Genomic DNA, 20,944 nt, shown 5'->3' with positions numbered 1-20,944 from the left:
GGCGCTCACACCGTCGCGCGCAGATCCTGGGCGTAGTACGCGATCGCCTCGTGGTATTCGCGCACCGAGGGGTCCGTGCTGCCGGACGCGAGCAGTTCCAGCAGCAGGCGCATCGCCTCGTGGTGGGCGCCGGTGTTGAAGAGGGCCATGGCCAGGAAGGTGCGCAGCGCCCCGTCCTCGGGGAACCGCCTGACGCCGTCGCGCAGGGTCTCGGCCGCCTTCTCGTACTGGCCGAGCACCCGGTAGGTACTGCCGAGTCCGAGCAGCGCGCCCCGGCGGTCCTCCTCGGACAGCCCGGCCCCGGTCAGGGCGCGTTCGTAGAAGGGCACGGCCTCGGCCTCCAGGCCGAGTACGTCGTGGGCCCAGGCGGTCTGGTAGGCGACTGCCGCATCGTCGGGGAAGTCGGCACCAAGGGCGAGCAGCCGCTGCCGGGCCTCTTCGCGGTGCCCCCCGGTGCGCAGGGCCACGGCCGCTGCGAGCAGGCTGTCCCGGTCGTTGTCGTTGTCGTTCATCCCGGCATTTTGCCAGGTCCCGTATGTCCGGCCTGATCCGGGCGGGGGACCTCCGGGAGGAGGTTCAGGCGCGGCGGGTTCTGCGCAGGCGCTCGCGCTCCTTCTCGGAAAGGCCGCCCCACACGCCGAAGCGCTCGTCGTTGGCGAGGGCGTATTCCAGACAGGCCAGGCGCCCCTCGCAGGCGTTGCAGAGCTGCTTGGCCTCGCGGGTGGAGCTGCCGGGGGCCGGGAAGAAGAACTCGGGGCCGGCCTGGGCGCACAGCGCTGTTTCCTGCCAGGCGAGTGCGGGGTCGGTCGCGGTGTTGATCAGCATGGGACCACCATGCCCGGTCGCGATAAACGACTGATCAACGCGCCATCAATACGGCGCGCCGACGACTTCCGGCCAGGTCTCTGCATACCCGGGCGGCGGGACCGGGAAACCCCGCGCGGAGGGCCGGGCGCGGTCCGCCGACGCGCGCCCGGCCCTCCCCCGTGCGGTCAGCGGCTGACGCCGAGTGCCGGCAGCACCGTCTCGGCCACCCGGTACGCCTCCTCCAGCAGCGGGTTTCCCGAGAGGATGAAGGTGTCGACGCCCAGGTCCTGGAACTCCTGGAGACGTTCGACGACCTGGGCCGTGGAGCCGACGACGGCGGTACCGGGGCCCGGCCGGAACAGGCTCATTCCCGGCCATAGGTTGGGGTGCGTCTCCAGCTCCCGGGCGTGGCGGGGGACCTTGCCGCCGTGCTGGCGGAACTGCCGCTGCCAGCCCACCCCGTCCTCCCCCGCCCTGGCCCCGAGCTGCCGGGTGTAGGTCGCCTCGCTCGTCACGTCGAGGAGCCGGTCGGCCGCCGCCCACGCCTCGGCCTCCGTGTCGCGGACGATGAGGTGGAGGCGCAGGCCGGTCCTGAGCGTGCGGCCGTGCGCGGCGGCCCGCGCCCTGACCCGGTCCAGTTTCTCCCGGAGCAGGTGCGGGGGCTCGCCCCAGGTCAGGAAGACGTCGACGTGCTGGGCGGCCATCTCGATGCCGGGCCCGGAGGAGCCGCCGAACCAGAGCGGTACGTGTGAATCCTGGACCGGCTTCAGGTCTCCGAAGGAGGCTCCGGCGTTCTTCAGGTCGTAGAAGCGGCCCTTGTGGTCGAAGACCTCGCCCGCGGTGAGCCGCTTGACGATCGACCAGTACTCGGCGCTCAGCTCGTACCGTTCGTCGTGCTCGACGTGGAGCCCGTACTCCTGGAGGGACGCTGTCGAGCCGTTGACGACGTTGAAGCGGAGCCGGCCGCCGAAGAGGTGGTCGAAACTGAGGGCCATCTTGGCGAGCAGGGTGGGTGAGATCAGGCCGGGGTGGACGGCCAGCAGCGGCTTGAACCGGGTGCTGGTGGAGGCGGCCAGCGCGCTGCCCAGGGGCCAGACGTCGTAGAGGTCGGTGGCGAGGAGTGCCCCGCTGTAGCCGAGGCGTTCGACCGTACCGGCGAGCTGGGCGAGGTAGCCGTGGTCGACCGGCCGCCTTCCTTCGGGCTCCCAGGGGTAGGCGCCTTCGCGCGGGATGATGTACCAGAGGACTTCGGTCGCCATGTCGTCACGCCGCCCGGTGGGCGCGGGCCCCGGTCCGGGCGTGTGCGACGGTGACCGCGCGGTCGATGACGCCGGTGCGGTGGAAGATGTCGGCAGCCTCCTGCTGTTCGGCGAGGAAGGACTCGGTGACCGGTTCGATCCGCCACGGCAGGGCGGACAGCGCGCTCTCCCAGTCGTCGGCCGATCCGCCGAGGTCGGCGGCGGCGATCCAGGCCGCCTCCCGGGGGTGCGCGGCCGCCCAGTCGTCGGCCTTCCCGAGGGCCCGGGTGAGGGCCTCGATCACTTCGGGGCGGCTCTCGGCGAGGTCCCGGCGGGCGAAGAAGACGGAGCGGTCGGTGATGACGTCGCCGGTGGGGATCAGGGTGCGCAGGCCGCCGACGCGGCGGGCGGCGGCCAGGTGGGCGCCCTGGGCGACCCAGGCGGCGATGGCGCCGGTGCGCAGGAGTTCCTCGCTGTTCGCGCCGCTGTGGACCGGGGTGATGTCGGTGGCGTAGGAGAGTCCGGCGTCGTCGAGTGCCTTGGCGATGAGGTGGGTCTGCCAGGAGCCGGTGGCGAGGTGGACGGTGGCGCCCCTGAGGTCGGCGACGGTGCGGACCGGGGAGTCCTCGGGGACCAGGACCGCTCCGTGCCCGGGGCGGGGTGCGGAGACGGCGGTGTAGACGATGTCGTGACCGGCGGCCTGGGCGGTGATGGGCGGGGTGGAGCCGGTGCCGCCGAAGTCGATGACGCCGCGGGCGAGGAGTTCACCGGTGCGGACGCCGTTGGTGTACGGGTGGAAGACGACGCGCTCGCCGAGCGGCGCCAGTTCTTCCTGGGCGAGGCCGAGCCGGGTGAGGTGGTGGAGGTGGTAGAGCGACGGGTTGCTGCTGTGCACTCCGATGGTGATGGTCATTCAGATCACTCCGGCTTCGGTTCGGTCGGGGGTGTTCGGGAGGGCGCGGGCCGTCGGGACGCCCAGATCGTCGAGGAGGCGTCGGCGCAGCGCGCCGAAGGCGGGGTCGCCCGGGTCGCGCGGGCGGTCGACGGTGACGGGTTCGTCGGTGACCAGGCGGCCCTCGCGCAGTACGGCGACCCGGTCGGCGAGGCGGACCGCCTCGTCCACGTCGTGGGTGACGAGCAGGACGGCGGGGCGGTGCTGACGGCACAGCTCCCCCACCAGGTCCTGCATCCGGAGCCGGGTGAGGGCGTCGAGAGCGGCGAACGGTTCGTCGAGCAGGAGCAGTTCGGGTTCGCGCACCAGGGCGCGGGCGAGGGCCACGCGCTGGGCCTCGCCACCGGACAGGGTGGCGGGCCAGGCGTCCGCGTGCCGTTCGAGGCCGACCTCGGCCAGGGCCCGTCGCCCGTCCGCGGCGCGCCCGCGCGGCAGGGCGACGGTCACATTGGCCAGGACCTTCTTCGAGGGGATGAGCCGGGGTTCCTGGAAGACGACGGTGCGGGCCTCGGGAACCAGCACCTCTCCGTCGTCGGCGGCTTCGAGGGCGCCGAGGATGCGCAGCAGGGTGGTCTTTCCGCTGCCGCTGGCGCCGAGCAGGGCGACGAACTCGCCGCGTGCGATGTCGAGCCGGAGCCCGTCGAGCACGGCGCGGCCACCGAAGGCGCGGCGCAGGGCGCGTACCCGTACGGCGGTCCGTGGGGCCGGTCCGGTCATCGGGGGGCTCCTTGCGGGGTGTGCCAGGGCATCAGGACGCGTTCCAGGAGCCGCACGACGATGTCGGCGCAGAGCCCGAGCAGTCCGTAGACGAGGATGCAGACGGCGAGGACGTCGGTGCGGGCATAGCTCTGTGCCTGGGACATCAGGTAGCCGATGCCGGCCGTGGCGTTGATCTCCTCGGCGGCGATCAGGGCGATCACGCTGAGCGTCATGGAGAGCCGCAGCCCGGCCAGGAGCGAGGGCAGCGCCCCGGGCAGGACGACTTCGCGCACCAGGGCGAGCCGTCCCATGCCGAAACTGCGCATGGCCTCGACGAGTCCGGGATCGGTGTCGCGCACCCCGCTGGATGTCGAGACGTACATGGGGAAGGTGGTGGCGACGGCGATGAGGAGGATCTTGGCGGCCTCGTTGATCCCGAACCAGACCATGAACAGCGGCACCAGGGAGAGGAAGGGGATGGTGCGCAGGGTCTGGAGGGAGGAGTCGAGGAGTTCGTCGCCGAGGCGGGTGAATCCGGTGGTGATGCCGAGGACCAGTCCGGCGGTGAGGCCGATGAGAAGGCCGAGGCCGGAGCGGGTCAGGGAGGTGGCGAGGGCGTCGGGCAGCTGGCCGTTGCCCCACAGCTCCCCCACGGCGCGCAGGACGTCGGCGGGTGGGGCGAGGACGTCGGGGGTGAGTACGCCGGTGGCGGACGCCGCCCACCACAGGGCGAGGAGGACGACCGGGCCGAGCGCCCGGACGGTCGCGGCGTATCCGCGGCCGCGGGCCCGGCGACGGGGAGGGCGGGGCCGGACGAGCCCCGGGGGCGGGGCGGTGGCGCTCATGTCAGCTTCTCGATGTCGAGGAGGTGGGGGGTGACGTCGATGCGGTCCCTGGTGACCTTCTGTTCGGCGTAGAAGGCGGCGACGTCCTGGAAGCGCTCGATGTCCTCGGGGCCGATGGGGTCGACCGTCCCGCCCGCGCGGGTGAACCGGGTCTGGACCTCCTTGGCCTTCCCGGTGACGGCGGTCGGCCCGGCGTCGGTGAAGACGTTGAGGTACGCGGCCGGGTCGCTCTTCTCCTCGGCGCTGGCGTCGTGGAGGTACCGGTAGAGCGCCCTGACGATCTCGGGGTGCCGCTCGGCGAATCCGGTGCGTACGGCGTTGAGGCTGTAGTTGTCGGAGCCGATCGCGGCGCCGTCGGCGACGAAGCGGGCCGTGCCGCCGCCGATCTCGGCGACGGCGTACGTCGCCCAGACCGCCCAGGCGTCGACCTGTCCGGCGTTGAAGACGGCGGCTGTCCGGTCGGGGCGCAGGTAGACCCGCTCGACCCGGTCGGCGGGGATCTTCGCTCGGGCGAGGGCCTTCAGCAGCAGGTACTCGCCGGTGCCGCCCTGGTTGACGGCGACGCGCCTGCCCACCAGGTCCTTGACGGAGGTGATGCCGGAGTCCTTCTTGACGAGGATGCCCTCACCGGCGGCGTCCGGATCGACGGCGGTGAAGAACTTGAAGCCGGGGCGCTGGGCGAGCGAGGTGATCCCGGAGGTGATGGAGCCGGTGGCGATGTCCAGCTGGCCGGCGTTCATCGCCTGGGCGGCGGGGGCGAAGGGGCCCGCGCTGCCGGTCCAGCGCACTCTGGCGCCGACCTTGGCGAGCGCCGTGTCCAGGCTGCCGTCCTTCTTCCCGAGGGCGAGGACGCCGGAGTTGCCGGGGTCGGGGATGCGGACCTCGACCGTGCCCCGGGCTCCGGGGCCGCCGCCGGTCCCGGAGCCGCCGCAGGCGGCGAGGACGAGCAGCGCGGTGGCCGTCAGGAGGGCGGTGGCGGCGGCCTTGGCCTCGCGGGGTGTTCGGGGGATGTTCACGGGGCGGGGGTCCTCACGGGGTCGGGGGCGGCGGCCAGTGCGGTGGCGCGGCGCAGTGGTCCGGGGTCGGCCCAGGCGGTGATGTCGACGGGTTCGGACAGGAAGCCGTGGCCGCGCAGGGCGGCCTCCTGTTCGGCGAGCAGGGCCAGCCGGTCCGCGGCGAGGCCGGGGCGCAGGGCGAGGTGGGTGCCCGGCCGGTAGGCCCCGGCGACTCCCTCGGCGCCCGCGCCGGTCTCGGCGCCGAGGATGCGGGCCACCTCGGCGGGCTGCCCGGCGGCCCAGTCGGCGGCCCTGAGCAGGACGGCCAGGAAACGGTCTACGAGCCCGGGGTGCTCGTCGAGGAGTTGCTGGTGGACGGTGATGGGGCGCGGGGTGCCGTTGTTGGTCCGGAAGCGGTGGTCGGCCAGTTCGTCGAGCTCGACGGCGATCTCCGCGCCCTCGCGCCGGGCGGCCTCGACGGCGCGGGCGCCCTTCACGTAGACGGCGTCGACCTCGCCGCGGCCCAGCGCCGCCAGTTCGGCGGCCCACTGGCCCCGGTGTCCGGCGGCGGGGACGTCGACGAACGTGGCGTCGTCCGGGGTGAGCCCGGCGGCGGCGAGGGCTCCGTCGAAGCCGCGCAGGGCCATCGCCCGCCAGAAGTCGATGGCGACGGTGTGGACGGGGACGGCCAGCCGCAGCCCGCGCAGGGCCCCGGGGCCGCGGATGCCGGAGCCGGGGCGGACGAGGACGGTCTGCCGTTCCTCGATCCAGGTGAGGCCGATCAGCCGGGTCCGTTCGCCGCGTGAACGGGCCCACAGGGCGGGTACGTTGCCGCCCTCGCGGAACAGGCCGGGCAGGGCGTGGGTGAAGTGGGCGGCCGGGTCGACGCCGGGGGCGGCGTCCTGGAGGGACCGCACCGTGATGCCGTCGGCGGCGAATTCCTCGGTGAGCCAGCCGCGGTCGGCGGCGATACCGGTCGCGGTGGGGACGGGACAGCGGGTGAACCAGAGCGTCGGAGGCAGGGCGGCAGGCGTCATGGAGGTCTCCCCGGGGGATCGGCGAAGCGGAGGGGGTGGCGGGCGCGCACCGGGTCAACTCCGGGGCCCGGTCAGCGGGTACGGCCGGGCACCCCGTCGCACCGGAGCACGGCAGGGGGCAGCACGGAGCGACGAGGGCGCGACGGCGCGCGGAAAGGAGAAGGGGGTGACGTCAGCGACAGGCGGCGCTGGTGACCCGTGCGAGGTCGATGTGACGGCGCAGGGTCAGGGCGAGCGGGACCGGAGCGGCGTGGGCGCGGTCCGCGGTGCGGCGGGCGGCCATGGCACTGCTCCCTTCTGCTCGTCGGTGCCGACGTGCCGAGACTGCCACGGTCGGGGTTCCCCCACAACTCGCTTCCCATGATGTGGGATTCGGTGTGAACACGGTGTTTCGGCACCCTTTTCCACACGCCTCCGGACTCCCGTAATGTGGCACCTCGGCCCGGTCATGGCCTCAGGAGTCCGGGGGGTGGCCCGATGAGCGGAGAGTGAGCCGGTATGACCGAGGACGCGACGGCGCGTGCCCCCGGTGGAGCGCAGGCCGTCCGGCGCGCCCTGGACGTCCTGCACTGCTTCCATGACAACGGCCCCGATCTCAGCGCCTCCGACCTCGCCCGCCGCCTCGGGCTCTCCGGTTCCACGGCGCACCGGCTGGCCCGTACGCTGCTGGGCGCGGGCTTCCTGGAGCAGGACGCCCACACGTCCCGCTACCGGCTGGGGCCCGCGGTGACCGAGCTGGGCAGGCTCTCGTACCACCAGCGCGGTCTGCACCTGGCCGCTCCCGAGCTCACCGATCTCGCCGCGCGCACCGGCGCCACCGCCGATCTGGCCCTGCGCAGCGGCCCGCACGCGGTGATCGTCGCGGGCGGTTCGGTCACTCCGCGGACGGGGCTGCGCAGGCCGCTGCACTCCACCGCGCTCGGCAAGGTCCTGCTGGCCTGGGCCCGGCCGGGTGAGGGCGGGCCCGCCTCGCTGCCTCCGCTGCCCGCCTTCACCGACCGCACGATCGTCGAACCGGCTGCCCTGGAGGCCGAGTTGGCCCGGGTGCGGTCCGAGGGGTACGCGGTCAACGACGGCGAATCGGCCCAGGGGGTGCGGACGCTGGCGGTCCCGGTGCTGGACGCCGCCGGTCACGCCCGCTTCGCGCTGGCGCTCCGGGCCACCCCGAGGGTGATCACCCATGAGCGCGCCGACTGGTTCCTGGACCGGGCCCGGTCCTGCGCTCGGGCCCTGGAGGTGCTGCTGCTCCCTCCGGCCGAGCGCCGCCCGCCCGCGCCCTGAGCAGCCGGACTGTCAGTGCCGCGTGGCACGATAGGGACCGTCCGGGCAGGGGCCGGACGGCAGCCGGGGTGCGCGGACAGAGGGACGTAGATGACACGGGCCGGAGCCTCGGAGGAAGGGGCGCTCACCGGGCGGGCCGCCCGGGAGCTGCTGGAGCGGGCGGACGGGCTGCTGGCGTCCGCGCGCGTCGTGCTGGCCGACCACACCGCCGCCGTCGCAGCCGTGCGCCACGCGCTGGATCCGATGCTGGACGCCCTGGTCGGCCGGGAGCTGGCCGTGATCCCGGTGTCCCGGCTCAAGGACGTCACCGAGGGCAGGCTGCGGCTCGGCGCGATCGAGCAGGCCGGTTTCACGACCGTGGGCCAGGTCCACGCGGCCGGCCGCTACGAGCTGCGGCAGATTCCCGGGGTCGGCGCGCAGACCGCCGATCAGGCGCTGGCCGCCGCCGGGCAGATCGCCCACGCGGTGCGGGAGACGGTCGCGGTCCGGATAGCCGTGGACGACCCGGACGAGGCGACGACCACCCTGGTCATGGCGTTGTACCGACTGGTCGAGGCCGGGCCGGACGTCCGCCGGGCGGTGGACGCGGCGGGTCGGCTGACGGGGCGGCTCGACCCGTTGCTGGCCTCGGCGGGTCCGGCCCGGCGCCGGATGCGGATGCTGTTCACGGGGCGGCAGACCCGTTCCCTCGCGCTGGAGGCCGTCGCCGGGGTACGCGGCGTCGTCGCCGACGCGGTGCGGCGCGAGCTGCCGCTGCTGTTCGGGCAGGTCTCGGCCGACCTGCTGCGGTCCGGGGAGTCCGAGGTCGCGGCGTGGGTCGATTTCGAGCTGCGGTCCGCCGAGTACTACAGCCTGCTCGCCGAGTTGTCCGGCAGCGGCCCCGACCGGGACGCCGCCGAGGGCTTCCTGCCGTCCGGGATGGCGGACCGGGTGCGGGAACTGCGGCTGGACGATGCCCAGTTGCGTGTCTCGCTGCGCGGCTACCAGTCGTTCGGGGCCCGCTTCGCGCTCGCGCAGAAGCGGGTGATCCTCGGGGATGAGATGGGGCTCGGCAAGACCGTCCAGGCCATCGCCGCGCTCGCGCATCTCTCGGCGCGCGGCGAGACGCATTTCCTGGTGGTCTGCCCGGCGAGTGTGCTGATCAACTGGGCGCGGGAGATCCGTGCCCGCTCCACCCTGCGGACCCTGCCGGTGCACGGGCCGGAGCGACGGTCCGCGTTCGACGCGTGGCGTGACGGCGGCGGTGTCGCCCTCACCACGTTCGACGCCCTGCACACCCTGCCCGACGCTGCGGAGTGCGGGCTGCGGCCCGGCATGCTGGTGGTCGACGAGGCCCATTACGTCAAGAACCCCGCCACTCGTCGCTCCCGGGCGGTCTCCGGCTGGACGCAGCACACCGAGCGGGTGCTGTTCCTGACCGGCACCCCCATGGAGAACCGGGTCGAGGAGTTCCGCAGCCTGGTCCGGCACCTCCAGCCGGAGCTGGCCCCCTCGATACACACCACGCACGGCGCCGCCGGTTCGCTCGCCTTCCGCCGGGCGGTGGCACCGGCCTATCTGCGGCGCAATCAGGTGGACGTGCTGACCGAGCTGCCCGCGCTGGTGCAGGTCGACGAGTGGGAGGAGTTCAGCCCGGAGGACCTGGACGCCTACCGCGAGGCGGTGCGGGCCGGGCACTTCATGCGGATGCGCCGGGCCGCGTACGCCCGTCCGGCCGCCTCGGCGAAGCTGCACCGGTTGCGGGAACTGGTGGCCGAGGCCGCGGGCAACGGGGCGAAGGTCGTGGTGTTCTCGTACTTCCGCGAGGTGCTCGACACGGTCGGGCAGGCGCTGGACTCGCCGGTGTTCGGCCCGCTCTCGGGGCGGCTCGCGGCCGCCGGGCGGCAGCGGCTGATCGACGGCTTCGCCGCGGCGGACGGCCATGCCGTACTGCTCAGCCAGATCCAGGCGGGCGGGGTGGGGCTGAACATGCAGGCGGCCTCGGTCGTCATCCTGTGCGAGCCGCAGATCAAGCCGACCATGGAGCACCAGGCGGTGGCCCGCGCCCATCGGATGGGGCAGATACGGACGGTCCAGGTGCACCGGCTCCTCGCCGCGGACAGCGTCGACCAGCGGATGCTCGACATCCTGGCCCGCAAGGAGCGGCTGTTCGACCTCTACGCGCGGCGCAGCGACGTCGCCGAGACGACCCCGGACGCGGTGGACGTGTCGGACGGGGCGCTCGCCCGGCGCATCGTGGAGGAGGAACAGCTGCGGCTGGTGACCGGCGCGGCCCCTCAGTCGCCCGGGGCGTCCCCGAGCGGGGCGTCCGCAGTGGACGACGGCTGATCAGGCGGCTGTGGCCGCGTGCTGGGGCATGCGGTCGCGGCCTCCGGGGTGCCGGTGGCGCCACACCCAGAACACCGTGCAGGAGACCAGCGCCCAGGCCCCGAGCACCAGGAACGGGAAGAGCCGCTGATGCCCCTGGTAGTAGACGGCGCTGTGCTGGGCGTTGACGGACGCGCCGGGCGGCAGCCAGCGCCCGATGTGGCCGAGCAGGGAGGGCAGCAGCGGCCAGGAGACCGCCCCGCCGGACGACGGATTGCCCAGCAGCACCATGACGCCCCAGGTCGGGATCATCGCCCAGCGCCCCATCAGGGTGTTGAACATGGTGAAGACCATGCCGGAGGTGAACATCGTGAACACCAGGATCAGCCAGGACTCGACGAACGGCAGGTCCACCGCGCCCAGCAGCCAGTCCACCACCGCCGCGATCACGAAACCGCCGAGCAGCGCGTAGGCGAGGGTGAAGGCGATGCGTTCCAGCGGGATCAGGGCGCGGGCGTGCACGCTCAGCTGGATCGCGCCGACGAAGCCGACGATGACGGCGGCCAGCGAGATGTAGAAGAGGGCGAGGCCGCGCGGGTCGCCGCGCTGGAGCGGTTTGATGTCCCGTACCGCGACCGGCTCCCCGATCTGTCCGGCCACCTTCACCGCGGACTCCGCGAGCAACTGGGCGACGGCGGCTCCGGAGGCGCTCGCGACGTCCAGCGACACACCGCGGCCGGTGGCCTGCATGATCGCGAAGATCTCCTGTTCCTCCAGGGCGTTGCGGGCCTCGCTCCGGGTGGCGAAGACATGGACGTCGAGCGAGGCGTCGAGGGCCTTGTCCATTCCTGCGACGAACTCCTTCCCGCTGTCCGGCGTGGGGCCGCTGATGACCGCGACCGGAATCTGGTGCGGGGTCGGATTGGCCATGGCGTACGTGTAGGAGCCCGCGAAGAGACCGGCCGCCGCGGCAAGGATGAACACCAGGACGGTGGCGGGGAAGTACGGCGACTTCTTGTACGCGGCCCACTTCTCGGCCCGGCTGAGCGGTCTTCCGTGCGCCCCGTGCGGGGCGGCGGCCTCCCGGGCGGGCACGCTCATCCGGTGGCGTCCTCGTCGTGCCGGGCCCGGCTCGGCTGGACCCGTTTCGGCTCGCCCGGCATCTTCGGGTACTCCGGCGGATAGGGCAGGTCGCCCAGCCCGCGCTCGCGTGCGTCGCGGTCCGCCAGCTCCAGCAGGGCGTCCAGCCGGAAGGCGTGGTCGTCCATGTCCGCGTGCACGTCGCCCACGTCGGCGAAGCGTTTGGGCATGGTCTGGATGTCGAAGTCGTGCGGTTCGGCGTCGTCGATCTCCTCCCAGCGCAGTGGGGCGGAGACCGGGGCGTGGGGGCGGGGGCGTACCGAGTAGGCGGAGGCGATGGTGCGGTCGCGGGCGGTCTGGTTGAAGTCGACGAAGATCCGCTCGCCGCGCTCCTCCTTCCACCAGGCCGTGGTCACCCGGTCCGGCATCCGGCGTTCCAGTTCCCGTCCGGCGGCGATGGCGGCCCTTCTGACCTCGGTGAACGTCCACTGTGGTGCGATCGGCACGAAAACGTGCAAGCCCCGGCCGCCGGAGGTCTTGGGCCAGCCGCGCAGCCCGTGGGCATCGAGCACGGACCGCAGTTCGTGGGCGGCGCGCACCGCGTCGGCGTAGTCCGTTCCGGGCTGCGGGTCGAGGTCGATGCGGAGTTCGTCGGGGTGGTCGGTGTCGGCGCCGCGGACCGGCCAGGGGTGGAAGGTGAGGGTGCCGAGGTTGGCCGCCCAGAGGACGGCGCCGAGGCTGGCGGGGCAGATCTCGTCGGCGGTACGGCCGCTGGGGAAGGCGATGCGTGCGGTGGGAATCCAGTCGGGCAGGTTCTTCGGGGCCCGCTTCTGGTAGAAGAACTCCCCCTCCACCCCGTCCACGAAGCGCTGGAGAGTGGTGGGGCGGTCGCGCAGGGCACGGGTGATACCGGGGCCCACGGCCAGGAAGTACTCGGCCACGTCCCTCTTCGTGTAGCCCCTCTCCGGGAAGTAGACCTTGTCCGGACTGGAGAGCCGTACGGTCCGCCCGTCGGCGTCGAGTTCCACTGCCTTCACCGCTGCGCCCATGACGGTCACGGTAGGCCGGGCCCACCTATGCCGCATATCGGGAGACATGGGGTGGGGCGTACATGAGAATCGGGCCATGGACCTGCCGGTGATGCCGCCTGTGAAGCCGATGCTCGCCAAGTCCGTGGCCACGATCCCGCCCGGGATGCAGTACGAGGCGAAATGGGACGGCTTCCGGGCGATCGTGCACCGGGACGGCGAGGAGGTGGTGATCGGCAGCCGCACCGGCAAGCCGCTGACCCGCTACTTCCCCGAGCTGGTCACCGCCGTACGGGACAGTCTGCCGCCGCGCTGCGTGATCGACGGCGAAATCGTGGTCGCGCGCGACGGGCGGCTGGACTTCGACCGGCTCAGCGAGCGGATCCACCCGGCGGCGTCCCGGGTGCGGCTGCTCGCGGAACGCGCCCCGGCCAGTCTGATCGCCTTCGATGTGCTGGCGGTGGGGGACGATTCCCTGCTCTCCCTCTCGCAGGCCGACCGGCGCGCCGTGCTGGAGGCGGCGCTGTCCGGGGCAGCTCCCCCGGTCCATCTGGCCCCGGCGACCAGGGACCGGGAGCTCGCCCGGGAGTGGTTCGAGCGGTACGAGGGCGCGGGGCTCGACGGGGTGGTGGCCAAGCCGCTCGACCTGCCGTACCGCCCGGACAGCCGGGTGATGTACAAGATCAAGCACGAGCGGACCGCCGACTGCGTGGTGGCCGGTTACCGCCTCCACAAGAGCGGACCGGTCGTCGGTTCGCTGCTGCTCGGGCTGTACGACTCCGAGGGGGTCCTCCAGCACGTGGGGGTCTGCTCCGCGTTCCCCATGAAACGGCGCGCGGAACTGGTCGCTGAGCTGGAGCCGCTGCGCGTCGGCTTCGGCGGTCACCCGTGGGCGGCCTGGGACGACGCCGAGGCGCACGAGCGGGCCCGGCTGCCCGGGACGCCGAGCCGCTGGTCGGGGAAGAAGGACCAGTCGTGGGTGCCCCTGCGCCCGGAGCGGGTCTGCGAGGTGGCCTACGAGCACATGGAGGGCGACCGGTTCCGGCACACCGCCCGGTTTCGCCGGTGGCGGCCGGACCGCACCCCCGCCGGCTGCACCTACGCGCAGTTGGAGGAGGTGGTGCGGTACGACCTGGCCGAGGTGCTGTCATCCGGTGGAGGCTGAGGGCCTTTCGGGTGGTCTTCGGCCGGAGAGCGGACGCGCTCCGGGGCACGCGGCTCCGGGGTGCCGGGAGGTGCCGGCGAGGAGCCGCGCGGGCGTTCCGGCGACGTGGGCAGGAGGTCCCGCCTGCCCACGAGGCCCTGGAGGGAACGCCTTCCGGGGCGTGGCCGCCCGGTCGGAGGTCACCCGTCAGACTCCGGACCGGTCGGCGTGGCACACGGGTCCTCGCTCTCCGTCGGGTCGGGGTCGGGTGTGGTCGTGGTCGTGTCGGTGGGCTCGGGCGTCGCCGGGTCCGTCGGGCAGGTCGGGGTGGGCTCCGGGGTGCCGGGATCGGGGGTTTCGCCCGGGTCCGGGCTCGCCGGGCCGCTGCCGGTGGGGTCGGGCGATCCGCTGCCCGGGTCGGTGGGGTCCGGGGAGCCGGGGGTGGGCGAGGTGGTCGGTGAGCCGGAGGGCTGCGGGGTGGGCGAGCCGGAGGGGCGGGGCGAGCCGGAGGGCTGCGGGCCGACGATGATGCCGCCGCCGTCCGGGGCGCCGGGGCCGCCGACCGGGCGCTCCGGCTTGTTCGGGCCGCCCGCGCCGGGGCTCTTGGGGACGGTGCCCCTGCCGTCGGCCACCGGGTGGATGCCCTTGCGGTAGAACTCCAGCCAGGACAGCACGGTGCGCAGATAGGTGTCCGAGTGGTTGTAGCTGAGGATCGCCCGGTCCAGGTCGGCCTTGACCGAGAGGTCACGCGGTCCGGCGCAGAGGTAGTACCCGGCGGCGAGCGCGGCGTCGAAGACGTTGTTCGGATCGCGGCGGCCGTCGCCGTTCCCGTCCTTGCCCCAGTGCGCCCAGGTGGAGGGGATGAACTGCATCGGGCCGACCGCCCGGTCATGGGTGCGGTCGCCGTCGTACACGCCGTTGTCGGTGTCCGGGATGTTGGCGAAGCCCGCGCCGTTGAGGACCGGCCCGAGGATCGGGGTGAGGGTGGTGCCCCGCGCGTCCACCCGTCCCCCGCCCGCCTGGCCGGACTCCACCTTGCCGATCGCCGCGAGCAGCTGCCACGGCAGGCCGCAGCCGGGGTCGGTCCGCGCGAGGGCGCTCTGCGCCTTGCGGTAGGCGGCGAGCACGGTGGCGGGGATGCCCGCCTCGGCCCACGAGCGGGCGGCGACCGGGCTCTGCTTCGCCCCGGGTTCCGGCGGCTTCGGTGAGGTGAGCGGCGGGATCTCGGTGTGGTACGAGTCGTCGTTGGGTACCTGTGTCCACTTGACCTCGTCGGCCTCCCGGCTCTTGTCCGGCTTCACCTCGTGGCTCACGAGTCCTGGTGCCTGGGACGCGGTGAGCGCGGCCATCGCGGCGACCGCGACGGCCGTGCCGCCGAGTCCGCGGCGCATCGTGCCGTTGAACCTCATGCGTGCTCCCCTTCTCCCCGGGTCAGCGGGTGAACGTGTCGATGGAGGAGATCCGCCAGGTGCCACCGCGGCGGACCGCGTCCACGGCGAACATGGCCGCGGCGTAGGTCGTCTCGTCCGAAGCGCCGGTACGGGTGTTGCTCTGGTCGGCGTAGATCAGCAGCCGGGCCCTGTCACCGTCGAGCAGCTCCACCCCGCTGTCGGTGACGGTCGTGGTCAGCACCAGTTTCTGCTTCTGCCCCTGGGCCCGGACCTGGGCCAGCATGTCCTTGTGCTGCTGCACCGCCTTGCCTACCAGGTGGTCCGCTGCCGCCTCCTCGGACCGGGCGGGCGCGGCGTAGTTGTACGAGAAGACCGCGCCGACGGCGTCGGCGACCTGGCCCTTCACCTCGCTGGTACGGGCGATGTCGGTGAGGGCGGTGTTCTGCCGGGACGGGTCGTCGCGCAGGTCGGCGGCCGAGGCGAACGCCCAGGCGGCGAAGGCTCCGAGCAGCACGGTGAGGGCACAGAGCGCGGCGGGCAGCCGGTCACGGAGGGCGGTGGCCCGTGGCGCCTTCTTCTGCCGGGCGCTGGCGGGCGCGGCGGCGGTTTCGGCGTCTTCGGCATCTTCGGCCGGTTCGGCGTCCGGGGCCTCGTCGGCGGTGGCTTCGGCGTCCTCACTGGTGGGGGCGCCCTCCGCGGCGGGGGCGGCGTCCGGGTCGCCGGGGGCGGCGGGCCCGCGCTCCGGGGCGGCGGCGCGTTCCGCCGCGACGGTCGCCAGGCGGCGCTGGCGGTTGACGAGGTGACGGGTCGTCGACATGTCCGGGGTCCTCTCGGTGGCGGGGTGGGGGCGGCGGTGGCGTCAGCCGGCGGTGTTGCCGACGGGCGCCTGGCCGAGGGCGCTGAGCTTCCACCCCTCGGAGGTCCGGGTGAGCTTGCCGAGCATCCGGCTCTCCTTCACCGCGGGCTTGCCCTTCGGCGCGGTCACGGTGACCCGCAGGGCCACCATGACCCCGGCCTTTCCGGCCCGGTCGTCGAGTTCGGTCACCGCCCCGGAGAGGACCTGGGCGGTGCTGACCGTCTTCGCCTCCTGGATCTGCTTGACGAACGCGGACCGCCCGTCGACGAGTTGCTGGTGCAGATCACCCGTGGTGGAGTCCTCCCAGCTGTCGAGGCCCTTCTCCAGCTTCTGGTGGTCGAGGGTGTTCATGTTCTGCACGGCCTGCTCCCCCGCCGCCAGCGCCTCGTCGCGGGCCTGCGCGTAGGCCGCCGCGTCGTCGTGCGCCGCGCCGTACCAGGACACCCCGCCCCAGGCCGCCGCGCCCGTCGCCGCGACCGTCAGTACGACCGCCGCCACCATCAGCGGGTTCCTCGTCTTGCGTACCCGTGCCATGTGCTGTCTCTCTCTTCTGCCGGCCTTCGCGTACCGAGTCGCGCGGATGCGGACGCTGCTATCTGGCGGTGATCTCGACCACGGTCCAGCGCCCGTCGCGCAGTTGCGCGGTGACGGAGAGCTGGGCGGCCGCCGTGGTGGCGGGTTTTCCCGCGCGTTCGTAGACCTGGTCGAGGAAGACCAGCAGGTGGGCGCTGTCGTCCGTCAGCCGGGTGACCCCGGCGCGTACGACATGGGTGGTGAGCGTCAGCTTCTGGTCGGCGGCCTGCTTCTCGACCTGGCCGAACAGGGCCGCGTACTGCTGGAGCGCCTTGCCGGCGAGCAGTTGCTTCGCCGACTCCTTGGTGACGCCGGTGGCCTGCGGGCTGTACGAGAAGACCTTGCCGAGCGCGTTGCTGACATCGCCCGCGACCCGGGTGGTCGCCTCGCTGTCGGTCAGCGCGTGGTTCGCGGTGGCGGGGGTGTCGCGCAGGGCCCGGCCCTGCGCGAAGAGCACCCCGCCAGCCACGAGCAGCACGACCGACAGGGCCGCCGTCACGATGCGCGGCCACCGCCGGGCGGAGGTCTCAGCGGGGGTCTCGGCGGGGGCCTCTGCGTCAGCCGCCCCGGTGCTCCCGCTCGCGTCGTCGGCGCCGGTCCCCTCGTCGGCCCGGGTCTCCTCGTCGGCCCCGGTGTCCCGGGTGCCGGTGTCCGTGCTCACGACCGCTGTCCCTCCCCGCTCGTTCATGCGCCGCTCCCGACCGGAATCGCCGTGAGTGACTTGACCTTCCAGCCGTCCGGGGTACGGGCCAGCGTGGCCTCGAAGCGCTTGCGCTCGGTGCCGCCCTGCCCGGTGCGCGGGGTGACCTCGACATCGACGGTCGCGATCATCTCGGCGGTCCCGGTCCGCTCGTCCAGCGCGGTGAGCGCGGCGTCGGTGACCTTTCCGCGTGCGGTGGCACCGGCCTTGGTCAGCTCCGCGGCGTCCTTGGTCCGGGTCCGCCCCAGCTGGTCGCGGAACGGTCCGGTCGCGGAGTCGAGCCAGGTGCCGAGACCGGCGTCCACGCTCCGGGCGTCCTTGGCGTCGAGGCTGTTGAGCAGGGCGAGGCGGTGTGTGCCGTCGGCCAGGGCGGCGTCGCGGCTCTTCGCGTACGCCAGGCTGTCGTCACCGCGCGCCCCGAGGTACGACCAGCCGCCCAGCGCACAGGCCGCCACGGCGACGAGCGGCACCACCCAGCCGGTCAGGCTCCTCGTCCGGGATGTCATCGGCCGCCCTCCCGCCCGAGGCCCAGGAGCCCGGCCATGGCATCGCCGCCACGGGGGGCCTGGCCGGTGACACCGAGCGTGCCGGGGAGCCGGTCCGCCGTGCCGTCGCCCAGCAGCATCGAGCCGGGCTTGGCGGGCTTGGGGACGGCGCCGCCCTTCGGCGCGTTGGCGCTGCCGCGCACATTGATGCCGGTGCCGGGCGAGGAGGTGCAGCGGGCCTTGGTGTTGACGGGCGGTCCGGCGGTGGTGTCCAGACCGGGGCGGTAGGCCGTTGCGCCGTACCCGGCGGTGCACGGCAGGGGCTCGAAGAAGGTGACGGACATCCCGAACCGGGCGCCGTTCTCGTCGATCGCGCTGGACCCCGCGGCGGCGACCGCGGGCAGCTTCACCAGAAGTTCCTGCAGGCCCCGCTGGCGGGTGACGGCCACCTCGGAGGTGGTGAGGAGGTTGGCGACGACGACCCCGAAGGCCGGGTCGACGTCCCGCAGCAGTCCGCTGATCTGCCCGGTGGCGTCGGGGGCGACCGTGATCAGCTTGCGCAGGTCGGTGTCGGAGCTCTTGAGCTGTGCGGCCAGCTCCTCGGCGCCCGAGGCGAAGCCCTTGAGCGCCTCGCCCTGTTCGGCCTGGGTGCGCAGTACGGTCCGGCCGTCGGCCATCAGCCTGGTGGTCGTGGGCAGTGCGTCGTCCGCCGCCTGGACGAAGTCGCTGCTGGTGTCCAGCAGCACCTGGAGGTCGTCGCCACGTCCCTCGAACGCGGTTCCGAACTCGTCGACGACGGTGCGCAGGGATTCCAGATCGACCGAGCTCGCCAGGTCGTTGACGCTGGTGAGGACGTTGGTGACGGGCGCGGGCACGGTGGTGTCGGCCTGGTCGATGACGGAGCCGTTCGCCAGGTACGGACCGCCGGTGCGGGTGGGCCGCAGGTCGACGTACTGCTCGCCGACGGCGGAAAGGCTGGCGACCACGGCCTCCAGCCCGTCCGGGATCTTCGGTGCGTCCTTCTCGATGCGCAGTTCGGCCTCGACCCCGTCGTCGGTCAGCTCGATGGGGCCGACCCGGCCCACCGAGACGCCCCGGTAGGTGACGTTGGAGTGGGTGTACAGCCCTCCGGTGCGCGGCAGCTGGACCTTGACGGTGTAGTAGCTGCGCAGGCCGACGTAGTGGCCGAGGTCGGCGTACCGCACCCCGAGGAAGCCGAGCACGAGCACGGCGATGATCAGGAACGAGATGTTCTTGAGCCGGATGGAGAGGGTGATCACTGGCTGCTCCCGTCGGTGCCCGCCGCCGGGATCGCGGGGAGCGGCAGCGGCAGGGAGCGCGCGGCCGGGGCGGCCCCGCTCTGCGGCTTCGCCGCCGGGATCAGCGGCGGGATGATCTGCGTGCCGGGCATGGCCGTCACATCCAGGTAGACGTTGAGGTAGTCGCCCTTCACCCCGCGCAGCACCTCGTCCGTGAAGGGGTAGGTGAGCAGCACCTGGAGGGAGTCGGGCAGGTCGCGGCCGGAGTCGGCGAGCGCCTTGAGGCTGGGGGCGAGGGCCTTGAGGTCGGCGATCATGTCGGCCTTGCTCCTGTTGACCGTGTCGACGGCGACGGTGGAGAGGGTGTCGAGCGAGCGGAGCATGGTGAGGAGTGAACCGCGCTGCTTCTCCAGCACCTTGAGGCCGGGGCTGAGCCCGGTGAGGACCGTGCCGACGTCCTGCTTGCGGGTGGCGAGGGTGGCGGAGAGCCGGTTCACCCCGTCGAGGGCGTCGGTGATGTCCTTCTTGTGGCCGTCCAGGTTGGTGACCAGGGTGTCGACCCGGCGGAGCATGGAACGGACCTGGGGTTCGCGGCCCGAGAGCGCCTTGTTGAGTTCGGTGGTGATGGTCTTGAGCTGGTTGACGCCACCGCCGTTGAGGAGCATCGACAGGGCGCCGAAGACCTCTTCGACCTCGGGGTTGCGGTTGGTGCGGGCCAGCGGGATCCGGTCCCCGTCGGCGAGCCGTCCCTGTGCGGTGCCGCTGCTGGGCGTGGCGAGCTGGATGTACTTCTCGCCGAGGAGGCTGGACTGCTCCAGGTGGGCGTAGGCGTTCGCGGGCAGTTCGACCTTGCCGTTGACCCGCATGGTGACCTTGGCGTTCCAGCTGTCCGAGCCCAGCGCGATCTTGGTGACCCGGCCGACGGCGACGTCGTTGACCTTCACCGAGGCCTGCGGGGCAAGGCTGAGCACGTCCGCGAACTCGGCGGTGATCTCGTACGGGTGGTCTCCGAGGTCGGCGCCGCCGGGCAGCGGCACCTGGTCGATGCCGGTGAACGTGGGCAGGCCGGAGGTGGCGACGAGGGCCAGGCCGACGCCCACCGCCACCAGGGCGACGACCCCCGTGGTGCGGGCTCCGGGTCTGCGCAGCGCTGGGCTCATCGGTTCGCCCCCTTCTTCTGCGTGGCGGTCTTCGCCGGGGTGCCGTAGACGGTGCCGACGGCGGGAAGCGGCAGGCTGGGCAGCGCCTTGCGGCGTGCGGTGTCCACCGGGGTGAGACCGGCGAGCCCGGGAGACTCGGTGAGCGGTCCGCCCATGGACAGCTCGTTGAGGTTGGTGCGGCCGTTGAGCGTGCGGTTGGCCGGGTCGTAGGCGTTGAGGACGTTGCCCGCGGCGAGCGGCAGGGTGTCCATCGCCTCGGCGAGCGAGGCCCGCTGGTCGACCAGGCTCTGGGTGATCGGCACCAGGGCCTCGACGTTCTTCTTCAGCGCGCCGCGGTTCTTCTGGATGAAGCCCTTGACCTGGGCGAGCGCGGTGCCCAGTTCCTTCAGGGCCGCGCCGAGGTTCTCCTTGTCGTCGGCGAGGAAGCCGGTGACGGAGTTGAGCTGCTGCTCGGCGGCGCGGACGTTGCCGTCGTTCTCCTTCAGCATGGTGGTGAAGGTCTGCAGGTAGGACAGGGTGTCGAAGAGGTTGCCGCTGCTCTTGTCGAGGGTCTTGGTGGCCTTGCCGAACTGCTCGATGGAGTCGCCGATGGCCGCGCCGTTGCCGTCGAGGTTCCTGGCCCCGGTGTCGAGCAGGCCGGACAGTGCCCCGTCGGCGTTGGCGCCCTCGGGGCCGAGGGCCTTGGAGAGCTGGGTGATGGAGTCGTACAGCTGGTCCACCTCGACGGGGGTGGCGTTGTTCGCGGCGGGCAGTACGGCGTTGTCCTCGATCTCCGGTCCGCCGTCGTAGGCGGGGGCGAGCTGGACGTAGCGGTCGGCGACCAGGCTGGGCGCGACGACCACGGCGTGCGCCCCCTTGGGGACCTGGACGCCCTTGTCGAGCCGCAGGGTGACCTTGACCTCCTTGCCGCGGGGCGTGACCGACTCGACCGTGCCGACCCGTACGCCAAGGACGCGCAGGTCGGACCCGGCGTACACGCCGGTGGCCTGGTCGAAGTAGGCGGTGATGGTCGATCCCTCGTCGTCCGCGGCCAGCACGCCGGTGGTGGCGGCCACGGCCACCACGGCGAGTCCGGCGCCGATGCCGACGATGCGCTTCATTCTCATG

General features: G+C 73.0%; 22 protein-coding genes. 3 read left to right on the top strand and 19 right to left on the bottom strand.

Features of this window, described 5'->3' with window-relative positions:
- Window positions 1-5 precede the first annotated feature (5 nt).
- The 9 genes from ACFVWY_RS16125 to ACFVWY_RS16085 form a co-directional block, all read right to left on the bottom strand.
- Window positions 6-512, bottom strand: coding sequence for a tetratricopeptide repeat protein (locus ACFVWY_RS16125; RefSeq protein WP_389872154.1), 507 nt, complete (start codon window positions 510-512; stop codon window positions 6-8).
- Between the two features lie 64 nt (window positions 513-576).
- Complete coding sequence (locus tag ACFVWY_RS16120; RefSeq protein WP_389872152.1) at window positions 577-825, bottom strand: WhiB family transcriptional regulator; 249 nt, start codon at window positions 823-825, stop codon at window positions 577-579.
- Between the two features lie 167 nt (window positions 826-992).
- Window positions 993-2,066, bottom strand: a complete 1,074-nt coding sequence (locus ACFVWY_RS16115) for an LLM class flavin-dependent oxidoreductase (RefSeq protein ID WP_389872149.1) — start codon at window positions 2,064-2,066, stop codon at window positions 993-995.
- A 4-nt stretch (window positions 2,067-2,070) separates the two neighbouring features.
- Window positions 2,071-2,958, bottom strand: a complete 888-nt coding sequence (locus ACFVWY_RS16110) for an ABC transporter substrate-binding protein (RefSeq protein WP_389872147.1) — start codon at window positions 2,956-2,958, stop codon at window positions 2,071-2,073.
- Window positions 2,959-3,714, bottom strand: coding sequence for an ABC transporter ATP-binding protein (locus ACFVWY_RS16105; protein ID WP_389872144.1), 756 nt, complete (start codon window positions 3,712-3,714; stop codon window positions 2,959-2,961).
- Window positions 3,711-4,541 carry an ABC transporter permease gene (locus tag ACFVWY_RS16100; RefSeq protein WP_389872142.1) on the bottom strand — a complete coding sequence of 277 codons (831 nt, stop codon included), beginning with the start codon at window positions 4,539-4,541 and terminating at the stop codon, window positions 3,711-3,713. The genes ACFVWY_RS16105 and ACFVWY_RS16100 overlap by 4 nt, the downstream gene beginning before the upstream one ends.
- Window positions 4,538-5,557 carry an ABC transporter substrate-binding protein gene (locus ACFVWY_RS16095; RefSeq protein WP_389872139.1) on the bottom strand — a complete coding sequence of 340 codons (1,020 nt, stop codon included), beginning with the start codon at window positions 5,555-5,557 and terminating at the stop codon, window positions 4,538-4,540. Before ACFVWY_RS16095 ends, ACFVWY_RS16100 begins: the two co-directional genes overlap by 4 nt.
- Window positions 5,554-6,573, bottom strand: a complete 1,020-nt coding sequence (locus ACFVWY_RS16090) for an ABC transporter substrate-binding protein (protein ID WP_389872136.1) — start codon at window positions 6,571-6,573, stop codon at window positions 5,554-5,556. The genes ACFVWY_RS16095 and ACFVWY_RS16090 overlap by 4 nt, the downstream gene beginning before the upstream one ends.
- 172 nt (window positions 6,574-6,745) lie before the next feature.
- Complete coding sequence (locus ACFVWY_RS16085; RefSeq protein WP_389872133.1) at window positions 6,746-6,856, bottom strand: putative leader peptide; 111 nt, start codon at window positions 6,854-6,856, stop codon at window positions 6,746-6,748.
- 215 nt (window positions 6,857-7,071) lie between these two features.
- Between ACFVWY_RS16085 and ACFVWY_RS16080 the strand changes: the two genes are divergently transcribed.
- Both ACFVWY_RS16080 and ACFVWY_RS16075 read left to right on the top strand, forming a co-directional pair.
- Entirely contained in the window at window positions 7,072-7,854 is a 783-nt protein-coding gene (locus tag ACFVWY_RS16080; protein ID WP_389872131.1) for an IclR family transcriptional regulator, read from the top strand.
- Window positions 7,855-7,944: 90 nt separating this feature from the next.
- A complete protein-coding gene (locus tag ACFVWY_RS16075; RefSeq protein ID WP_389872128.1) occupies window positions 7,945-10,182 on the top strand; it encodes a DEAD/DEAH box helicase in 2,238 nt (745 codons plus the stop codon).
- On the opposite strand, the gene ACFVWY_RS16070 is transcribed toward ACFVWY_RS16075, so the two are convergent.
- Complete coding sequence (locus tag ACFVWY_RS16070; protein WP_389872125.1) at window positions 10,183-11,262, bottom strand: ABC transporter permease; 1,080 nt, start codon at window positions 11,260-11,262, stop codon at window positions 10,183-10,185.
- On the bottom strand, window positions 11,259-12,269 hold the full coding sequence (ligD, locus tag ACFVWY_RS16065) for a non-homologous end-joining DNA ligase (protein WP_389872449.1): 1,011 nt from the start codon (window positions 12,267-12,269) through the stop codon (window positions 11,259-11,261). Before ligD ends, ACFVWY_RS16070 begins: the two co-directional genes overlap by 4 nt.
- Before the next feature lie 97 nt (window positions 12,270-12,366).
- Here ligD and ACFVWY_RS16060 point away from each other — a divergent pair, with 97 nt between their 5' ends.
- A complete protein-coding gene (locus ACFVWY_RS16060) occupies window positions 12,367-13,434 on the top strand; it encodes an ATP-dependent DNA ligase (protein ID WP_389872122.1) in 1,068 nt (355 codons plus the stop codon).
- Window positions 13,435-13,613: 179 nt separating this feature from the next.
- Here ACFVWY_RS16060 and ACFVWY_RS16055 read toward each other — a convergent pair whose 3' ends face one another.
- The 8 genes from ACFVWY_RS16055 to ACFVWY_RS16020 form a co-directional block, all read right to left on the bottom strand.
- Window positions 13,614-14,822: a lytic murein transglycosylase gene (locus tag ACFVWY_RS16055; RefSeq protein WP_389872119.1), complete on the bottom strand. Its 1,209-nt coding sequence runs from the start codon at window positions 14,820-14,822 to the stop codon at window positions 13,614-13,616.
- Window positions 14,823-14,844: 22 nt separating this feature from the next.
- Window positions 14,845-15,621, bottom strand: coding sequence for a hypothetical protein (locus tag ACFVWY_RS16050; RefSeq protein WP_389872117.1), 777 nt, complete (start codon window positions 15,619-15,621; stop codon window positions 14,845-14,847).
- Window positions 15,622-15,663: 42 nt separating this feature from the next.
- On the bottom strand, window positions 15,664-16,161 hold the full coding sequence (locus ACFVWY_RS16045) for a hypothetical protein (protein ID WP_389872446.1): 498 nt from the start codon (window positions 16,159-16,161) through the stop codon (window positions 15,664-15,666).
- Window positions 16,162-16,252: 91 nt separating this feature from the next.
- On the bottom strand, window positions 16,253-16,921 hold the full coding sequence (locus ACFVWY_RS16040) for a hypothetical protein (protein ID WP_389872115.1): 669 nt from the start codon (window positions 16,919-16,921) through the stop codon (window positions 16,253-16,255).
- Window positions 16,918-17,439 carry a hypothetical protein gene (locus ACFVWY_RS16035; protein ID WP_389872112.1) on the bottom strand — a complete coding sequence of 174 codons (522 nt, stop codon included), beginning with the start codon at window positions 17,437-17,439 and terminating at the stop codon, window positions 16,918-16,920. The genes ACFVWY_RS16040 and ACFVWY_RS16035 overlap by 4 nt, the downstream gene beginning before the upstream one ends.
- Window positions 17,436-18,698 (bottom strand): MCE family protein, encoded by a 1,263-nt coding sequence (locus ACFVWY_RS16030; RefSeq protein ID WP_389872109.1) that lies wholly within the window; start codon window positions 18,696-18,698, stop codon window positions 17,436-17,438. The genes ACFVWY_RS16035 and ACFVWY_RS16030 overlap by 4 nt, the downstream gene beginning before the upstream one ends.
- Window positions 18,695-19,837, bottom strand: coding sequence for an MCE family protein (locus ACFVWY_RS16025; RefSeq protein WP_389872107.1), 1,143 nt, complete (start codon window positions 19,835-19,837; stop codon window positions 18,695-18,697). The genes ACFVWY_RS16030 and ACFVWY_RS16025 overlap by 4 nt, the downstream gene beginning before the upstream one ends.
- Window positions 19,834-20,943: an MCE family protein gene (locus tag ACFVWY_RS16020; protein WP_389872104.1), complete on the bottom strand. Its 1,110-nt coding sequence runs from the start codon at window positions 20,941-20,943 to the stop codon at window positions 19,834-19,836. Before ACFVWY_RS16020 ends, ACFVWY_RS16025 begins: the two co-directional genes overlap by 4 nt.
- Window position 20,944 lies beyond the last annotated feature (1 nt).

It is taken from the genome of Streptomyces sp. NPDC058195, assembly GCF_042883525.1.
Classification (GTDB): Bacteria; Actinomycetota; Actinomycetes; order Streptomycetales; family Streptomycetaceae; genus Streptomyces.
Note: the sequence above shows the minus strand (reverse complement) of the source record. Positions and strands in the feature narration are given on the sequence as shown.

Bases quoted from the DNA above. Each gene is read 5' to 3' on its own strand.
- ACFVWY_RS16125 (WP_389872154.1), bottom strand. From the start codon at position 512: ATGAACGACAACGACAACGACCGGGACAGCCTGCTCGCAGCGGCCGTG.
- ACFVWY_RS16120 (WP_389872152.1), bottom strand. From the start codon at position 825: ATGCTGATCAACACCGCGACCGACCCCGCACTCGCCTGGCAGGAAACA.
- ACFVWY_RS16115 (WP_389872149.1), bottom strand. From the start codon at position 2,066: ATGGCGACCGAAGTCCTCTGGTACATCATCCCGCGCGAAGGCGCCTAC.
- ACFVWY_RS16110 (WP_389872147.1), bottom strand. From the start codon at position 2,958: ATGACCATCACCATCGGAGTGCACAGCAGCAACCCGTCGCTCTACCAC.
- ACFVWY_RS16105 (WP_389872144.1), bottom strand. From the start codon at position 3,714: ATGACCGGACCGGCCCCACGGACCGCCGTACGGGTACGCGCCCTGCGC.
- ACFVWY_RS16100 (WP_389872142.1), bottom strand. From the start codon at position 4,541: ATGAGCGCCACCGCCCCGCCCCCGGGGCTCGTCCGGCCCCGCCCTCCC.
- ACFVWY_RS16090 (WP_389872136.1), bottom strand. From the start codon at position 6,573: ATGACGCCTGCCGCCCTGCCTCCGACGCTCTGGTTCACCCGCTGTCCC.
- ACFVWY_RS16085 (WP_389872133.1), bottom strand. From the start codon at position 6,856: ATGGCCGCCCGCCGCACCGCGGACCGCGCCCACGCCGCTCCGGTCCCG.
- ACFVWY_RS16080 (WP_389872131.1), top strand. From the start codon at position 7,072: ATGACCGAGGACGCGACGGCGCGTGCCCCCGGTGGAGCGCAGGCCGTC.
- ACFVWY_RS16075 (WP_389872128.1), top strand. From the start codon at position 7,945: ATGACACGGGCCGGAGCCTCGGAGGAAGGGGCGCTCACCGGGCGGGCC.
- ACFVWY_RS16070 (WP_389872125.1), bottom strand. From the start codon at position 11,262: ATGAGCGTGCCCGCCCGGGAGGCCGCCGCCCCGCACGGGGCGCACGGA.
- ACFVWY_RS16060 (WP_389872122.1), top strand. From the start codon at position 12,367: ATGGACCTGCCGGTGATGCCGCCTGTGAAGCCGATGCTCGCCAAGTCC.
- ACFVWY_RS16055 (WP_389872119.1), bottom strand. From the start codon at position 14,822: ATGAGGTTCAACGGCACGATGCGCCGCGGACTCGGCGGCACGGCCGTC.
- ACFVWY_RS16050 (WP_389872117.1), bottom strand. From the start codon at position 15,621: ATGTCGACGACCCGTCACCTCGTCAACCGCCAGCGCCGCCTGGCGACC.
- ACFVWY_RS16045 (WP_389872446.1), bottom strand. From the start codon at position 16,161: ATGGTGGCGGCGGTCGTACTGACGGTCGCGGCGACGGGCGCGGCGGCC.
- ACFVWY_RS16040 (WP_389872115.1), bottom strand. From the start codon at position 16,921: ATGAACGAGCGGGGAGGGACAGCGGTCGTGAGCACGGACACCGGCACC.
- ACFVWY_RS16035 (WP_389872112.1), bottom strand. From the start codon at position 17,439: ATGACATCCCGGACGAGGAGCCTGACCGGCTGGGTGGTGCCGCTCGTC.
- ACFVWY_RS16025 (WP_389872107.1), bottom strand. From the start codon at position 19,837: ATGAGCCCAGCGCTGCGCAGACCCGGAGCCCGCACCACGGGGGTCGTC.
- ACFVWY_RS16020 (WP_389872104.1), bottom strand. From the start codon at position 20,943: ATGAGAATGAAGCGCATCGTCGGCATCGGCGCCGGACTCGCCGTGGTG.